Source organism: Pseudomonas sp. TWI628 (genome assembly GCF_039673865.1).
GTDB lineage: Bacteria > Pseudomonadota > Gammaproteobacteria > Pseudomonadales > Pseudomonadaceae > Aquipseudomonas.
Genome location: NZ_JBDJMM010000035.1, coordinates 34,709 through 49,667, shown reverse-complemented (window position 1 = coordinate 49,667; position 14,959 = coordinate 34,709). Strand labels below are relative to the sequence as shown.

Below are 14,959 nucleotides of genomic sequence, written 5' to 3'. Positions count from 1 at the left end.
TTCAGCCCTTGGCCCGGCGGGCCTTGAAGAAGTCACTCAGGATCTGCCCGCACTCCTCCGCCAGCACCCCGCCCTCCACCATCACCCGATGGTTGAGAAAACCCTGCCCGAAGAACTGCCCCTGGCTCTGCACAATGCCCGCCTTGGGCTCCAGTGCGCCATACACCACCCGCATCACCCGCGAATGCACGATCAGCCCGGCACACATGCTGCACGGCTCCAGGGTCACATACAGCGTGCTGCCCGGCAGACGGTAGTTGCTGGCTGCCTTGGCGGCTGCGCGAATGGCGACCATTTCGGCATGGGCACTGGGGTCGCTGTCGACGATCGGCCGGTTGAAGCCCTGGCCGATCACCTGGCCATGCTGCACCAGCACCGCACCCACCGGCACCTCGCCCATGGCCGCACCCTCGGCAGCCAGGGCCAGGGCCAGGCGCATGAATTCCTGATCGCGGCTGCGATCGATGATCTGCGGACGCATCAGACCACCGCGATCGCGGCCATCAGGCCGGTTTCCATGTGGTCGATGACATGGCAGTGGAACATCCAGGTGCCTGGGTTATCCGCCACCAGTGCCACCTGGGCACGCTCGTTCTTGCCCAGCAGGTAGGTGTCGGTGAAGTAAGGCTCGGGGATTTGCCGGCGATTGGAGCCGATTACCTTGAAACTCATGCCGTGCAGGTGCACCGGGTGCTTGTACTGGGTCATGTTCTTCAGCTCGAAGATGTAGCTTTTGCCCTTTTTCAGCGTGGCGATCGGCCGGTCGGCGCAGGTCTTGTCGGTGATATCCCAGGCCTGGCCGTTGATCTGCCACATGCTCGACGGCTTGTCCGGGTTGCTGTCGACCGAGACGCTCGCCGCCCATTCGAAATTGAAGTTGAGCTTCTCGGCATTCTCCAGGTCCGGCTCGGCGATCGGGTTCGCCGGCAGGGCCTTGGGCCACTCGCCCGGGGCCTCGTTGCTGGCTACTGACCGCAAGGTGCCCAGGCGCACGAAGCCGTCACGCAGGGAGACTTCCTCGCCCGCCTCTGGGATGCGGATGGCCAGGCAGATGCGCATGCCCGGGCCGAGCCAGTATTCGTCATCCAAAGGCCGCGGGGTGATCGGGTTGCCGTCGAGGGCGTAGATTTTCGCCTCGCAGTTGCCCTTGAGGTTGAGGCGGTAGGTCCAGGTGTTGTCCAGATTCAGCAGGCGCACGCGCACCACCTGCCCGGCCGGCAGCTCAGTGACCGAGTCGGCCTGGCCATTGATGGTGATCAGCCGCCCGGCAGTGCCGTTACGCGCGGCCTCGCGAGGGATGCTGAAAGGCAGCCAGGCGCCCTGCTCGTCAACGTGCCAGTTCTTCAGGCTGAGGGTGCGCTCGTGCTTGAACCCGGTCGGCTCACGTTCCTCGACGATCAGCGGGCCGACCAAGCCACGGCCAAGCTCTTCGGAGCTGCTGACATGAGGGTGGTACCAGTAGCTGCCAGCATCCGGCACACGGAACTTGTAGTCGAAGTATTCGCCCGGCTTGACCGGCAACTGCGAAACGTAGGGCACGCCGTCCATCTCCAGCGGCAGGCGGATGCCGTGCCAGTGGATGGTGGTTTCTACCGGCAGGTGGTTGATGAAGCGCACCCGCAGCCAGGTGCCCTGGCGCACGCGCAATTCGGTACCCGGCGCCGACGGGCCGAAGGCCCAGGCCTCGGTCTTGAAACCCGGCACCAGTTCGACGTCCAGCGGTGCGGCGATCAGCTCATAGTCATGCCCGGCGTTGTCGTCCTCGACCTTGCCCAGCCAGTAACGGGCCGCGCCACCGGCGCCCAAGCCAACCACAACCAGGCCGGTGAGGCCTTTGAGCATTTGTCGACGGGTGAAGGACATCGGTGCGGGTACCTCGTGATCGGCGCAATCAAGCTGCCAGCATGGCTGGCGATGAAGGGCGAATACGATACACCTGCAATTGAGAAATATTAAGTGAAGTCTTGTTTCGCCTGCGCTGGCGGCAGATACAACAAGGGCGCCTTGCGGCGCCCCTGTGGCTCAACTCATTCCCACTCGATAGTGGCCGGCGGCTTGCTCGACACGTCGTAAGTAACGCGCGAGATACCGTCGATTTCGTTGATGATACGGCCGCTGACGGTTTCCAGCAGCTCGTACGGCAGGTGTGCCCAGCGCGCGGTCATGAAGTCCACGGTCTCGACGGCACGCAGGGCCACGACCCAGGCGTAGCGACGGCCGTCGCCAACGACGCCGACCGACTTGACCGGCTGGAACACCACGAATGCCTGGCTGGTCTTGTGGTACCAGTCGGCCTTGCGCAGTTCTTCGATGAAGATGTGGTCGGCGCGACGCAGGATGTCGGCGTATTCCTTCTTCACTTCACCGAGGATGCGCACGCCCAGGCCCGGGCCCGGGAACGGGTGGCGGTAGACCATGTCGTACGGCAGGCCCAGCTCCAGGCCGATCTTGCGCACTTCGTCCTTGAACAGTTCACGCAGCGGCTCGACCAGCTTGAGGTTCATTTCCTCCGGCAGGCCACCGACGTTGTGGTGCGACTTGATCACGTGGGCCTTGCCGCTCTTGGCGCCAGCCGACTCGATCACGTCCGGGTAGATGGTGCCCTGGGCGAGGAACTGGATGTTGTCCAGCTTGCTGGCTTCGGCATCGAACACGTCGATGAAGGTGCGGCCGATGATCTTGCGCTTCTTCTCCGGGTCGGCTTCGCCTTCCAGGTTGTCGAGGAACTGCTTTTCAGCGTCGGCGCGAATCACCTTGACGCCCATGTTCTCCTTGAACATGGCCATCACCTGGTCGCCCTCGTGCAGGCGCAGCAGGCCGTTGTCGACGAAGACGCAGGTCAGTTGGTCGCCGATGGCACGGTGCAGCAGCGCGGCAACCACCGAGCTGTCAACGCCGCCGGACAGGCCCAGCAGGACGTTGGCCGAGCCGACTTGCTCACGCACCTGGGCGATGGCGTCTTCAACGATGTTGGACGGGGTCCACAGGGCTTCACAGCCGCAGATGTCCTGCACGAAGCGGGACAGGATGCGACCGCCCTGCTTGGTGTGGGTCACTTCCGGGTGGAACTGCACGCCGTAGTAGCCACGGCTGTCGTCGAACATGCCGGCGATCGGGCAGCTCGGGGTGCTGGCCAGCACGTGGAAGTTGCCCGGCATCTGGGTGACCTTGTCGCCGTGGCTCATCCACACGTCCAGGCCCAGCACGCCGTCATCGTCGACGTGGTCTTCGATGCCGTCGAGCAGGCGGCTCTTGCCGACCACGTCGACGCGGGCATAACCGAACTCGCGCAGGTCGGAACCTTCGACCTTACCGCCCATCTGCTCGGCCATGGTCTGCATGCCGTAGCAGATGCCCAGCACCGGCACGTTCAGGTCGAACACCGCCTGCGGGGCGCGTGGGCTGTTGGCTTCGTGGACCGACTCGGGGCCGCCGGCGAGGATGATGCCGCGCGGGTTGAATTCGCGGATCGCTTCATCGTCCATGTCGAACGGGTGCAGCTCGCAGTACACGCCGATTTCGCGCACGCGGCGGGCGATCAGCTGGGTGTACTGGGAACCGAAATCGAGGATGAGGATACGGTGAGCGTGAATGTCGAGGGCCATGACTCAATCTCGTCAGTGGAAATCGGAAACGACGCGGGGCTGTTCGTGACAGCCCCGTTCGGTTATTGCTTGAAGCCTCAGCCTACGCGGTAGTTAGGGGCTTCTTTGGTAATCTGTACGTCATGCACGTGGGACTCGGCCATGCCGGCACCGGTGATGCGCACGAATTCCGGCTTGGTGCGCATCTCTTCGATGGTTGCGCTGCCGGTGTAGCCCATGGACGAACGCAGGCCGCCCATCAGTTGGTGGATGATCGCGGCCAGGGCGCCCTTGTAAGGAACACGGCCTTCGATGCCTTCCGGTACCAGCTTCTCGGCACCGGCCGAGGAGTCCTGGAAGTAACGGTCGGACGAGCCTTGCGCCTGTGCCATGGCACCCAGCGAGCCCATGCCGCGGTAGGCCTTGTAGGAACGGCCCTGGAACAGCTCGACTTCGCCCGGTGCTTCTTCGGTACCGGCGAACATCGAACCCATCATCACGCAGGAAGCGCCGGCAACGATGGCCTTGGACAGGTCACCCGAGAAACGGATGCCGCCGTCGGCGATCAGTGGCACGCCAGTGCCTTCCAGTGCAGCGGCGACGTTGGCGATGGCGCTGATCTGCGGCACGCCGACACCGGCAACGATACGGGTGGTGCAGATCGAGCCTGGGCCGATACCGACCTTGACGGCGTCGGCGCCGGCTTCAGCCAGGGCCTTGGCCGCGGCGCCGGTGGCGATGTTGCCGCCGATCACCTGCACTTGCGGGTAGGTTTCCTTCACCCAGCGAACGCGGTCGATAACGCCTTTGGAGTGGCCGTGGGCGGTGTCGACAACCACCACGTCAACGCCGGCAGCTACCAGGGCGGCAACGCGCTCGCCGGTGTCCTTGCCGGTGCCGACCGCAGCGCCGACGCGCAGGCGACCCTGGTCGTCCTTGCTGGCCAGCGGGTAGGCCTTGGCCTTTTCGATGTCCTTGACGGTCATCATGCCCTTGAGGTTGAACTTGTCGTCAACGATCAGGACTTTTTCCAGGCGGTGCTTGTGCAGCAGCTCGCGGACTTCGTTCTTGTTGGCGCCTTCGCGGACAGTGACCAGACGCTCTTTCGGCGTCATCACGTCGCGGACCTTGGCGTCCAGACGGTTTTCGAAGCGTACGTCACGGGAGGTGACGATGCCGACCAGGTCGCCGTTCGCCAGCACCGGCACGCCGGAGATGTTGTTCAGGCGGGTCAGGTCGAACAGGTCGCGCACGGTGGCGTCGGCGTCGATGGTGATCGGGTCCTTGACCACGCCAGCCTCGAACTTCTTGACCTTGCGCACTTCGCCGGCCTGCTGTTCGATGGTCATGTTCTTGTGGATGATGCCGATGCCGCCTTCCTGGGCCATGGCAATGGCCAGGCGCGCTTCGGTGACGGTATCCATGGCAGCGGAAACCAGCGGAATGTTCAGCTCGATGCCACGAGTCAAACGGGTCTTGAGACTGACTTCATTGGGCAGTACCTCGGAGTAGCCAGGTACAAGGAGGATATCGTCGAAGGTCAGGGCTTCTTGGCTGATACGCAGCATCGCGGGGGCTCCCGGGCGGGAAAAATGGAAGCGCGCCATTATACTCATCCACGGCGCGCCGCTCAATGCAAAATAAGGGCCTTCGGTCAGCGTGATGGCAGTTTTACCTGCACCACCGCCACCGGCTGGTCGAGCCAGTCGGCGAAGCTGTCGAGAAAGGCCTGGGTGAACCCGGCCTCGCCCCAGTTGTTGAAGATGAACCCAAGGTTGGAAAAGGCACATGGCTGCAGGTAAATGAAGCCATTGATGTCGTCTTCATGGCCGCACAGCGGGCAGGTGAAGTTGTCGCTCACTGCCGGCATCCACTCTTCCAGGCTCTCGAACAGCGGCTCGCCGACCTCGCGCCGGCACTCCGGGCAACCGGCTTCTTCAAGAAAACCCTCGGTCGGTGTATAGATGCAGCGCTTGAGCATCACTTCCAGGCCATTGACCTGTTCGCCGAACGGCAGCTTTTCAGGGTGCAGGGCAACCTTGCGCGCGCCTTCGGCCAAGGCATGGCCCATGCGGTTGCCAGTGCGCCCGCAGGTGGTCAGGTGTTCTTCAACGATCTTCTCGCGCACCAGCCAGCGCAGGATGGCCCGCGAACGGGCTTCATGCGAGGGTACGGTGGACAGCTTGGGGACGATGATGCTTTGGGTGTTCATGAACGAAGCGGGCCTGCGGACTGCGGTAATCCTGCAATTCTACAGCTCAGCCGCTCAGGTAGCGACCGATCAGCGCCAGGCCGCTGGCCAGCACCAGCCAGGTGACCAGGCGCACGAAGGCTTCGCGGGACAGCTTCAGGGTCAGCCGGCGGCCAGCCCAGAGGCCGATGAACATCACCGGCAGCAGGCAGGCGGCGAGCAGCAGCAGGCTGGTGTCGGCGTACACGCCGGCAATCAGGAACAGTGACAGGCGCACGAGGGTGCTGCAGCTGATCAGGGCGCTCTGGGTCGCGCGCACCTGCTCTTTTATCTCCAGCCGGGCGCTCAGGTAGATCGCATAAAGGAAACCGCCACTGCCGAACAACGCGCCGAACAGCCCGCCAACCGTGCCCATGGGGACCGCCCAGAGGCCCGACAACTTGGCCGGACGCACCTTCACCGCCAGGCCGTAGACCGCATAAGCGGTGACGAACAGGCCCATCAGCAACAGCAGCAGGTCGGACTTCAGGTGTAGCAGGAACGCTACGCCCAGGGTGCAGCCCACGGCCATGCAGGGCAACAGGCGCAGCAACTCGCCGCGCACTACGTCGCGGCGTGACGGCAGCAGGTTGCCGAAGGCAGCGACGAAGTCCAGCAGCACCAGCAGCGGGATGATCCGCGACAGGGGCATGAAATGGATCAGTACCGGGCCGGCTACCAGTGCAGTGCCGAAGCCGGCGATGCCGAAAACGATGTAGGCAGCGCCGACACCGAGCAGGATGGGCAGCCAGTCAAGGCCGGAAAACGACAGCTGGGCGAGCATGGCAGCAGTTCCTCAGAAGACAGGCAAAGGTTAGCCAGCCATGAGCCATGCCGACTAATATGCCTTTAACGCCATACCCATCTCGAAAAGGCATGACATGACGTCGATCCGCCAGTTACGTTACTTCGTGGAAATCGCCGAATGCGGCAGCTTCAGCGGTGCCGCCGAAAGACTGTACATCGCCCAGTCGGCGCTGAGCCGACAGATCAAGGACCTAGAGCAGCAACTGGGCACACCCCTGTTCGAGCGTACCGCGCGCCTGCCGCGCCTGACGCTGGCCGGCCAGGCCTTCCTGGAGCGTGCGCGGCGTTTGCTGGCCGACCTGGCGCAGGCTGAACGGGTAACCCGCGACATTGGTGAAGGGCTGCAAGGCAGTCTGCGCCTGAACCACTCCAGCACGGTACCACTGACCGGCCCGCTGCTGGCTCGCCTGGGCGGGTACCTGCGGGGCAACGCGGGGATCGCGCTGGAGATCGCCCAGCAGTCGTCGGAGGCGCAACTGGAAGATATCGCCGCCGGGCGGCTGGATATCGGCCTGTTGCGCCTGCCGTTGCTGCGCCAGCATGAAGCCGTGGTGCTGCATGAATTGTTCAGCGAGCCATTGATGCTGGCGATTGCCGCTGGGCATCCACTGGCTGACGCTGCACAGGTGAAGCTTGAGCAGTTGCGTGAAGAGCGTTTTATTTCCATTCCGCACCGGGACCGTGGCGGGCTGAGTTACCTGTCGGCCTCGTTGTGCATGGAGGCCGGCTTTTTCCCTCGGGCGGCGCAGGTGCTGTCGCGCAAGACCACGCAGTTGCAGTTGATCCAGGCCGGGTTTGGAGTGGCGCTGTTGCCAGCGTGCATGCGTGAAATTGCCCCGGCGTCGGTCAGCTTCGTCGCGTTGGAGGGCGGATGCGAGAGTACCGTGGCGCTGGCCTGCCGGCGCGATGCGGGGCAGATGTTGCAGCAGTTCGTGACGGCGATGCAGGGTTGATGGCACCGACCAAGCGTGGATGCGCGCCCTCTGTTGGAGCGGCTGCGATATGCCTGAGAACAGGGGCAAGACAGACAACCGGGGCCGATGTCCTTTATGATGCCCACCATGATCAGAGACCCTTTCGAACGACTCGGCCTGGACCGCGAGGTCCTCACCGTCAGCCAGCTCAACGGCCGCGCCCGGGTGCTGCTGGAAGACGTGTTCCGCAGCGTCTGGGTGGAAGGCGAGATTTCCAACCTCGCCCGCCCGGCCTCCGGCCACATGTACTTCACCCTCAAGGACAGCGGCGCCCAGGTGCGTTGCGCGCTGTTCCGGCAGAACGCCACCCGCGTGCGCCAGGCCCTGCGCGACGGCCTGGCGGTGCGGGTGCGCGGCAAGGTTTCGCTGTTCGAGGGGCGTGGCGACTACCAACTGATTCTCGACACCGTCGAGCCGGCCGGCGATGGCGCCCTGCGCCTGGCCTTCGAGGCACTGAAGGAGAAGCTCGGCGCTGAAGGGCTATTCAGTGCCGAGCGCAAGAAGCCGCTGCCGGCCCATCCGCAACGCATCGGCATCATCACCTCGCCCACTGGCGCGGTGATCCGCGACATCATCAGCGTGTTCGGCCGCCGTGCGCCGCAGGTCGAGCTGAACCTGATTCCCACCGCCGTGCAGGGCCGCGAGGCGATCAACCAGATCGTCCGCGCCCTGCAGCAGGCTGACCGGCAGGGCTTCGACGCGCTGATCCTGGCCCGTGGTGGCGGCTCGCTGGAAGACCTCTGGTGCTTCAACGAAGAAGCCGTGGCGCGTGCCGTGGCCGCTTGCGTCACGCCCATCGTCAGTGCCGTCGGCCACGAGACCGATGTGTCGATCAGCGACTTTGTCGCCGACGTGCGTGCACCTACGCCTTCGGCCGCCGCCGAGCTGCTGGCGCCCGACAACAGCGGCCTGCAGCAGCGCCTCGACGGCCTGCAGCGACGCCTGCTACTGCGCATGCAGAACCGCCTGACCCACGACCGCCTGCGCCTGGAGTCGCTGACCCGCCGGCTGCGCCATCCCGGCGAACGCCTGCGCCAGCAAGCGCAACGCCTGGATGACCTGGACATGCGCCTGCGCCGCGCCTTCACGCTCAACCTCAACCAGCGCCGCGAGCGCCTCGCGCGCCTCGATACGCGCCTGGCCGCGCAGCACCCGGGGCGCACCCTCAAATTGCTGGAGCAGCGCCTGGACAGCCTCGCCGTACGCCTGCCACGGGCCATGCGCGAGGTACTCAAAGACCGCCGCCAGCGCTTCCAGGCACAATTGCAGACGCTGCAGGTGGTCAGCCCGCTGGCGACCCTGGCGCGCGGCTACAGCATCCTTCTCGACGAGCATGGGCAGGCCATCCGCAGCGCCGAGCAGACCCGCAATGGCCAGCGCCTGACCGCCCGCCTGAATGAAGGCGAGCTGCAGGTCCGCGTCGAAGACAATCACCTGACCCCGGTCACCCTCTCGCTTCTGGACTGACATATGCCCCGCCTGTTCGCGCCCCTGCTCGCCCTCTCCCTCATGCTGCTGGCCGCAGGCGCCCAGGCCAGCTACATCACCCGCACCCTGAACAAGCCCGTGCCGGGTGGCGTGGCGGTGGTCGACCTCGGCCCGGCTGCCACGGCGCCGAGCGCGCGCTTCGACGGCAAGCCGGTGCTGGTGGTCAAGGAGCAGGACAGCTGGCTCGCCATCGTCGGCATCCCGCTGACCCAGAAGCCCGGCACCGCCATGCTGACCCAGGGCGGGCGCAGCCTGCCCTTCAGTGTCGGCAGCAAGAAGTACCCTGAGCAGCACATCACCCTGAAGAACACCCGCCAGGTCAACCCGAACCCGGACGACCTCAAGCGCATCGACCGTGAACTGACCGAGCAGACCAAGGCGTACCGCAGTTTCAGCCCGGTGCTGCCGAGCAACCTGGTCCTCGACAAACCCGTCAGCGGGCCGCTGTCGAGCAAGTTCGGCGTGCGCCGCTTCTTCAATGGCGAAGAGCGCAACCCGCATGCCGGGCTGGACTTTGCGGTGCCGGCCGGAACGCCGATCAAGACACCGGCCAACGGCAAGGTAATCCTGGTGGGTGACTACTTCTTCAATGGCCGCACGGTGTTCGTCGACCATGGCCAAGGGTTCATCAGCATGTTCTGCCACATGTCGAAGATCGATGTGCAGGTTGGCCAGCAGCTGCGCCGCGGCGAGGTGGTCGGGCGCGTGGGCTCGACCGGGCGGGCCACCGGGCCGCACATGCACTGGAACGTCAGCCTGAACGATGCGCGGGTGGATCCGGCGATCTTCATTGGTGCATTCCAGCCCTGAGGTCGGCGGTGTCCATATGTTGCGCAGTCGAAATATACTGCGCAACATTTCAAAGGCCCGCAAAAAATATCAGCGATAAAATCTCGCAATTTTGCTTTTTTTGAGCATTCCTATCAATTTTTTTCCAGTGCTTGCCATCCCCCACCCCACTGGTTAAGTTGAGGGCATGAAAACCTTCAGCACCCTCATCCTGCTCCGACAACATCGCAGCCTTTGCCTGGTCAGCGCCCGACTACCAGGTTGATTCGCGTCGCCTCGCCTCTTCATCTCGTTATCGCTCGGCAGGCCCGATCTCGGCCGCACACAAAAGGATTGCTTCCATGACCATGCTCAAAGACCCATCGAAGAAATACCGCGCTTTCCCGACCATCGACCTGCCTGACCGTACCTGGCCGTCGAAGACCATCACCGAAGCGCCGATCTGGTGCAGCTCCGACCTGCGTGATGGCAACCAGTCGCTGATCGAGCCGATGGACTCGGAGAAGAAGCTGCGCTTCTGGAAAACCTTGGTGCAGGTGGGTGTGAAGGAAATCGAAGCCTCGTTCCCGTCGGCCTCGCAAACCGACTTCGACTTCGTGCGCACCCTGATCGAAGACGGCCACATCCCGGACGACACCACCATCCAGGTGCTGACCCAGGCCCGTGAAGACCTGATCGCCCGCACCTTCGAGTCGCTGCGCGGGGCGAAGAAGGCCATCGTCCACCTGTACAACGCCACCAGCCCGTCGTTCCGCCGCATCGTCTTCAACCAGGACAAGCAAGGCGTGAAGGACATCGCGGTGAACGCGGCCAAGCTGTTCGTCAAATATGCCGCCCAGCAGCCGGAAACCCAGTGGACCTTCCAGTACTCGCCAGAAACCTTCAGCGCCACCGAAATGGAGTTCGCCAAGGAAGTCTGTGACGCGGTCATCGAAGTGTGGAACCCGACCCCCGAGCACAAGATCATCCTCAACCTGCCGGCTACTGTGGAAGTGTCCACGCCGAACATCTACGCCGACCAGATCGAGTGGTTCTGCCGCAACGTCAGCCGTCGCGACAGCGTGATCATCAGCCTGCACTGCCACAACGACCGTGGCACTGGCATCGCCGCTACCGAGCTGGGCCTGATGGCCGGCGCCGACCGCGCCGAAGGCTGCCTGTTCGGCAACGGCGAGCGTACCGGTAACGTCGACCTGGTGACCCTGGCACTGAACCTCTACACCCAGGGCATCGACCCGCTGCTGGACTTCTCCGACATCGACGGCGTGCGCAAGGTGGTCGAAGAGTGCAACCAGCTGCCGGTGCACCCCCGCCACCCGTACGTCGGCGACCTGGTTCACACCGCGTTCTCCGGTTCGCACCAGGACGCCATCCGCAAGGGCTTCGCCAAGCAGCAGGAAGGCGAACTGTGGGAAGTGCCGTACCTGCCGATCGACCCGGCCGACATCGGCCGCAGCTACGAGGCGGTGATCCGCGTCAACAGCCAGTCGGGCAAAGGCGGCATCACCTACCTGCTCGAGCAGGAATACGGCATCAGCCTGCCGCGCCGCATGCAGATCGAGTTCAGCCAGGTGGTGCAGGGTGAAACCGACCGCCTGGGCCTGGAAATGACCGCCCAGCAGATCTACAGCCTGCTGCACAAGGAATACCTCCAGGCCAACGCCCCGTATGCGCTGGTCAGCCACCGCCTGCAGGAAGAAAACGGCAACAGTGCCGTGGAAGTGGAAGTTGCCGGCGAAGGCGAAACCACCCTGCACTGGCGCGGCAAGGGCAACGGCGCCCTGGAAGCCCTGGTCGCCGGCCTGCCGGTATCGGTGGAGATCATGGACTACAACGAGCACGCCATCGGTGCCGGTACCAATGCCAAGGCAGCAGCCTACATCGAGTTGCGCGTGGCTGGCGGTCGTCCAGTGCACGGCGTAGGTATCGATGAGAACATCACCACGGCCAGCTTCAAGGCCCTGTTCAGCGCACTGAACCGCTCGCTGAGCCAACAGGAAGCCAAAGCGGCCTGAGCGTTACCGTAATAGACGAAAGCCCGCATCTTTTGATGCGGGCTTTTTTGTTGGCCTGTCCAGGCCACACAAAAGCATCAGGCAAAAAAAGGGGCGCCGACCAAGCGCCCCATAAGCCGTAAAGCACACAACAGTTTCAGTTGGCGTCCAGCAGTGCCATCGCCTCGGCGCTGCACGCCTCGATCCGCGCCCAGTCGCCGTTCTTGATCCAGCTGCTGTCGAGCATCCAGGTGCCACCTACGCACATCACGTTCGGCAGCGCCATGTAATTGCGCACGTTGGCCGGGTTAACGCCGCCAGTCGGGCAGAAGCGGATATCGCCAAACGGGCCGGCAAAGGCCTTGATCGCCGCCACACCACCGCTGATTTCCGCCGGGAACAGTTTGAAGCGACGGTAGCCCAAGGCATAACCCATCATGATTTCGGACGGCGTGCTGATGCCTGGCAACAGCGGGATCTCACTGTCCACACCGGCTTCGAGAATGTCCTGGGTGATGCCCGGCGTGACGACGAACTGCGCGCCAGCGGCCTCCACCGCCGCGAACATGCTGCGATCGAGCACAGTACCGGCGCCAACGCACAGCTCCGGGCGCTGCTCGCGCAGCACCTGAATAGCCTTCAGGCCATGCTGCGAACGCAAGGTCACTTCCAGGGTGCGGATACCGCCAGCAGCCAGGGCGTCGGCCAATGGCAGAATGTCTTCCTCACGGGCGATGGTGATTACCGGCAGGATGCGCGCCTGTTCGCAGATGGCATCGATCCGCGTGGCTTTATCCGCCATCGAAAGCTTGGGCTGTGGGCGTTCAAGGGTGGTCATGACAGTGGATCCTTGGCTCATGGGCACCAGTAGATGCTCAGGGGGTCGTGAAGAAAGGCGCGAATCGGCATTTCGGAAAGGTCTTTGCCCGCCAGCGCGGCGCGCAGGGTAGCGAGTTTGCCCGGGCCTTGCACGGCCAGCGCGATGAATGCCGCGCTGGCCAGCAGCGAGCGCGTCATCGACAGACGCTGGCGCGGCACGCTCGGGGCCAGCATCGGCAGGCAACGGCGCGTGTTTTCAGGGTCCAGGCCTTCGGCAAGGTGGGGGCTACCGGGGAACAGCGAGGCGGTATGGCCATCGTCCCCCATGCCCAACACCAGCACATCGATCGGCGGCAGCTCTGCCAGGGCCTGGTCGGCGCTGGCTGCGGCCGCGTCGAGGTTCCCGGCCTGCTGGTAGAGCCCGACGAAACGAGCCTTGGCGGCAGCGCCCTTGAGCAAGTGGCGGGCCAGCAAGCCGGCATTGCTGTCGGCGTGCTCCACCGGCACCCAGCGCTCGTCGGCCAGGCTGACGGTAATCTTGGCCCAGTCCAGCGGTTCGCCAGCCAGCTTCTCGAGGAACGGCACCGGGCTACGACCACCGGACAGCACCACACAGGCCTGGCCCTTGGCGGCAATGGCTGCACGCAGGCGCTCCGCCACCTCATGGGCCAGGGTTGCGGCCAGTGCCCTGGCATCCGCCAACTCGTGCAGCTGCACGGCCTCTGGCAGTTTCAGTTCAGATATCGCCATACCACGCCCTCCCATCACGCGTGATCAATGCAATCGAGCTCATCGGCCCCCAGGAGCCGGCCGCGTAAGGCTTGGGCGCATCGCCCGCGTTACGCCAGCCAGCGATCAACTGGTCACACCACTTCCAGGCGTACTCGATCTCGTCCTTGCGCACGAACAGGTTCTGGTTGCCGCGCATCACTTCGAGCAACAAGCGCTCGTAGGCATCCGGAATCCGCGCACTGCGCCAGGTGTCGGAAAAATTCAGCTGCAACGGGCCACTGCGCAGTTGCATGCCCTTGTCCAGGCCCTGCTCCTTGGTCATCACCCGCAAGGATATGCCTTCGTCCGGTTGCAGGCGGATGATCAGCTTGTTACCGATCTGCAAACGCTGTTCCGGGGCGAAGATGTAGTGCGGCGTTTCCTTGAAGTGGATGACGATCTGCGACAGCTTTTGCGGCATGCGCTTGCCGGTGCGCAGGTAGAACGGCACACCCGACCAGCGCCAGTTGCGGATGTCGGCGCGCAGGGCGACGAAGGTTTCGGTGTCGCTCTGGGCGTTGGAATTGTCTTCTTCCAGGTAGCCAGGTACCGGCTTGCCATCGCTGTAGCCGGCGATGTACTGGCCGCGCACCACGCGAGTGCTCAAACCTTCGCCGGTGATCGGTGCCAGTGCCTTGAGCACCTTGACCTTCTCATCACGAATACTGTCGGCCGACAGATCGCTGGGCGGGTCCATGGCGATCAGGCAGAGCAGCTGCAGCAAGTGGTTCTGGATCATGTCGCGCAGTTGGCCGGCCTTGTCGAAGTAGCCCCAGCGGCCCTCGATGCCGACCTTCTCCGCCACGGTGATCTCCACGTGGGAGATGGAATTCTGGTTCCACTGGGTTTCGAACAGGCTGTTGGCAAAACGCAGGGCGATCAGGTTTTGCACCGTCTCCTTGCCCAGGTAGTGGTCGATGCGATAGACCCGGCTTTCCGGGAAGAAACGCGCCACGGCATCGTTGACCCGCCGTGACGACTCCAGGTCATGGCCGATGGGCTTTTCCAGCACCACCCGGGTGCGCGCCACCAGGCCAGCCTTGTCGAGGTTCTCGCAGATGGCGCCGTAGACGGCCGCCGCGGTGGCGAAGTAAGCGATCAGCGGCTGTTCGCCGGTCAACTGTTCGGCCAGGGCCTGGTAACCCTCGGGCTGGAGGAAGTCGAGGTGCTGGTAGCGCAGGCGGCCAAGGAAACGCCCCAACGCGGCGGGCTCGATTTCAGCCTCGGCCACATGCCGGCGCAGGTGCGTTTCGATGGTGTTCAGGTGATCCTCGGCGCTGCCGGCCTCGCGCGCCAGCGCCAGCAGGCGGGTGTCCGCGTGCAGGAGGTTGGCACGGTCGAGCTGATAGAGCGCGGGAAACAGCTTGCGCAATGCCAGGTCGCCAAGGGCGCCAAACAGGGCAAAGGTGCAAGGTTCGACACTGATCGCAGCCATGATGTTGGTTCTTTCCTAAAGTTGGTCTAGGAATACCGCTTTCACACACGGTTTTCAAGGGATAATGT

General features: G+C 64.0%; 14 protein-coding genes. 4 read left to right on the top strand and 10 right to left on the bottom strand.

Annotation, left to right across the window (positions count from 1 at the left end; translation table 11 throughout):
• Position 1: 1 nt before the first annotated feature.
• From tadA to ABE528_RS23505, 6 genes are all read right to left on the bottom strand, one after another.
• On the bottom strand, positions 2-481 hold the full coding sequence (tadA, locus tag ABE528_RS23530) for a tRNA adenosine(34) deaminase TadA (RefSeq protein ID WP_346654197.1): 480 nt from the start codon (positions 479-481) through the stop codon (positions 2-4).
• Positions 481-1,863, bottom strand: a complete 1,383-nt coding sequence (locus ABE528_RS23525; RefSeq protein ID WP_346654196.1) for a multicopper oxidase family protein — start codon at positions 1,861-1,863, stop codon at positions 481-483. The genes tadA and ABE528_RS23525 overlap by 1 nt, the downstream gene beginning before the upstream one ends.
• A gap of 164 nt (positions 1,864-2,027) precedes the next feature.
• The gene (gene guaA / locus ABE528_RS23520; protein ID WP_110637348.1) at positions 2,028-3,605 is read right to left on the bottom strand and encodes a glutamine-hydrolyzing GMP synthase; all 1,578 of its coding nucleotides are present in this window, start codon (positions 3,603-3,605) and stop codon (positions 2,028-2,030) included.
• Positions 3,606-3,682: 77 nt separating this feature from the next.
• On the bottom strand, positions 3,683-5,152 hold the full coding sequence (guaB, locus tag ABE528_RS23515; RefSeq protein WP_152958346.1) for an IMP dehydrogenase: 1,470 nt from the start codon (positions 5,150-5,152) through the stop codon (positions 3,683-3,685).
• 86 nt (positions 5,153-5,238) lie between these two features.
• Positions 5,239-5,796 carry a sugar ABC transporter ATPase gene (locus ABE528_RS23510; RefSeq protein WP_152958348.1) on the bottom strand — a complete coding sequence of 186 codons (558 nt, stop codon included), beginning with the start codon at positions 5,794-5,796 and terminating at the stop codon, positions 5,239-5,241.
• A gap of 46 nt (positions 5,797-5,842) precedes the next feature.
• On the bottom strand, positions 5,843-6,598 hold the full coding sequence (locus ABE528_RS23505; RefSeq protein ID WP_346654195.1) for a sulfite exporter TauE/SafE family protein: 756 nt from the start codon (positions 6,596-6,598) through the stop codon (positions 5,843-5,845).
• 97 nt (positions 6,599-6,695) lie between these two features.
• On the opposite strand from ABE528_RS23505, the gene ABE528_RS23500 reads away from it, so the two are divergent.
• The 3 genes from ABE528_RS23500 (at position 6,696) to ABE528_RS23490 (ending at position 9,893) form a co-directional block, all read left to right on the top strand.
• Positions 6,696-7,574: a LysR substrate-binding domain-containing protein gene (locus ABE528_RS23500; RefSeq protein ID WP_346654194.1), complete on the top strand. Its 879-nt coding sequence runs from the start codon at positions 6,696-6,698 to the stop codon at positions 7,572-7,574.
• 108 nt (positions 7,575-7,682) lie between these two features.
• The gene (gene xseA / locus ABE528_RS23495) at positions 7,683-9,062 is read left to right on the top strand and encodes an exodeoxyribonuclease VII large subunit (protein WP_346654193.1); all 1,380 of its coding nucleotides are present in this window, start codon (positions 7,683-7,685) and stop codon (positions 9,060-9,062) included.
• A 3-nt stretch (positions 9,063-9,065) separates the two neighbouring features.
• Positions 9,066-9,893 (top strand): peptidoglycan DD-metalloendopeptidase family protein, encoded by an 828-nt coding sequence (locus tag ABE528_RS23490; protein WP_346654192.1) that lies wholly within the window; start codon positions 9,066-9,068, stop codon positions 9,891-9,893.
• Positions 9,894-9,942: 49 nt separating this feature from the next.
• On the opposite strand, the gene ABE528_RS23485 is transcribed toward ABE528_RS23490, so the two are convergent.
• The gene (locus tag ABE528_RS23485) at positions 9,943-10,098 is read right to left on the bottom strand and encodes a hypothetical protein (protein WP_152958355.1); all 156 of its coding nucleotides are present in this window, start codon (positions 10,096-10,098) and stop codon (positions 9,943-9,945) included.
• A gap of 115 nt (positions 10,099-10,213) precedes the next feature.
• Between ABE528_RS23485 and leuA the strand changes: the two genes are divergently transcribed.
• Complete coding sequence (leuA, locus tag ABE528_RS23480; RefSeq protein WP_152958357.1) at positions 10,214-11,887, top strand: 2-isopropylmalate synthase; 1,674 nt, start codon at positions 10,214-10,216, stop codon at positions 11,885-11,887.
• A gap of 136 nt (positions 11,888-12,023) precedes the next feature.
• Here leuA and ABE528_RS23475 read toward each other — a convergent pair whose 3' ends face one another.
• Genes ABE528_RS23475 through zwf form a run of 3 tightly spaced genes read right to left on the bottom strand, consistent with a single transcriptional unit; the run spans position 12,024 to position 14,891 of the window.
• A complete protein-coding gene (locus tag ABE528_RS23475; protein WP_152958693.1) occupies positions 12,024-12,704 on the bottom strand; it encodes a bifunctional 4-hydroxy-2-oxoglutarate aldolase/2-dehydro-3-deoxy-phosphogluconate aldolase in 681 nt (226 codons plus the stop codon).
• Positions 12,705-12,721: 17 nt separating this feature from the next.
• Positions 12,722-13,435, bottom strand: a complete 714-nt coding sequence (gene pgl / locus ABE528_RS23470) for a 6-phosphogluconolactonase (protein WP_346654191.1) — start codon at positions 13,433-13,435, stop codon at positions 12,722-12,724.
• The gene (zwf, locus tag ABE528_RS23465; protein ID WP_152958696.1) at positions 13,422-14,891 is read right to left on the bottom strand and encodes a glucose-6-phosphate dehydrogenase; all 1,470 of its coding nucleotides are present in this window, start codon (positions 14,889-14,891) and stop codon (positions 13,422-13,424) included. Before zwf ends, pgl begins: the two co-directional genes overlap by 14 nt.
• Positions 14,892-14,959 lie beyond the last annotated feature (68 nt).

What these genes read in the sequence shown, in the direction of transcription:
- tadA (WP_346654197.1), bottom strand. Translation starts at nt 481, where the DNA reads ATGCGTCCGCAGATCATCGATCGCAGCCGCGATCAGGAATTCATGCGC.
- ABE528_RS23525 (WP_346654196.1), bottom strand. Translation starts at nt 1,863, where the DNA reads ATGTCCTTCACCCGTCGACAAATGCTCAAAGGCCTCACCGGCCTGGTT.
- guaA (WP_110637348.1), bottom strand. Translation starts at nt 3,605, where the DNA reads ATGGCCCTCGACATTCACGCTCACCGTATCCTCATCCTCGATTTCGGT.
- guaB (WP_152958346.1), bottom strand. Translation starts at nt 5,152, where the DNA reads ATGCTGCGTATCAGCCAAGAAGCCCTGACCTTCGACGATATCCTCCTT.
- ABE528_RS23510 (WP_152958348.1), bottom strand. Translation starts at nt 5,796, where the DNA reads ATGAACACCCAAAGCATCATCGTCCCCAAGCTGTCCACCGTACCCTCG.
- ABE528_RS23505 (WP_346654195.1), bottom strand. Translation starts at nt 6,598, where the DNA reads ATGCTCGCCCAGCTGTCGTTTTCCGGCCTTGACTGGCTGCCCATCCTG.
- ABE528_RS23500 (WP_346654194.1), top strand. Translation starts at nt 6,696, where the DNA reads ATGACGTCGATCCGCCAGTTACGTTACTTCGTGGAAATCGCCGAATGC.
- xseA (WP_346654193.1), top strand. Translation starts at nt 7,683, where the DNA reads ATGATCAGAGACCCTTTCGAACGACTCGGCCTGGACCGCGAGGTCCTC.
- ABE528_RS23490 (WP_346654192.1), top strand. Translation starts at nt 9,066, where the DNA reads ATGCCCCGCCTGTTCGCGCCCCTGCTCGCCCTCTCCCTCATGCTGCTG.
- ABE528_RS23485 (WP_152958355.1), bottom strand. Translation starts at nt 10,098, where the DNA reads ATGTTGTCGGAGCAGGATGAGGGTGCTGAAGGTTTTCATGCCCTCAAC.
- leuA (WP_152958357.1), top strand. Translation starts at nt 10,214, where the DNA reads ATGACCATGCTCAAAGACCCATCGAAGAAATACCGCGCTTTCCCGACC.
- ABE528_RS23475 (WP_152958693.1), bottom strand. Translation starts at nt 12,704, where the DNA reads ATGACCACCCTTGAACGCCCACAGCCCAAGCTTTCGATGGCGGATAAA.
- pgl (WP_346654191.1), bottom strand. Translation starts at nt 13,435, where the DNA reads ATGGCGATATCTGAACTGAAACTGCCAGAGGCCGTGCAGCTGCACGAG.
- zwf (WP_152958696.1), bottom strand. Translation starts at nt 14,891, where the DNA reads ATGGCTGCGATCAGTGTCGAACCTTGCACCTTTGCCCTGTTTGGCGCC.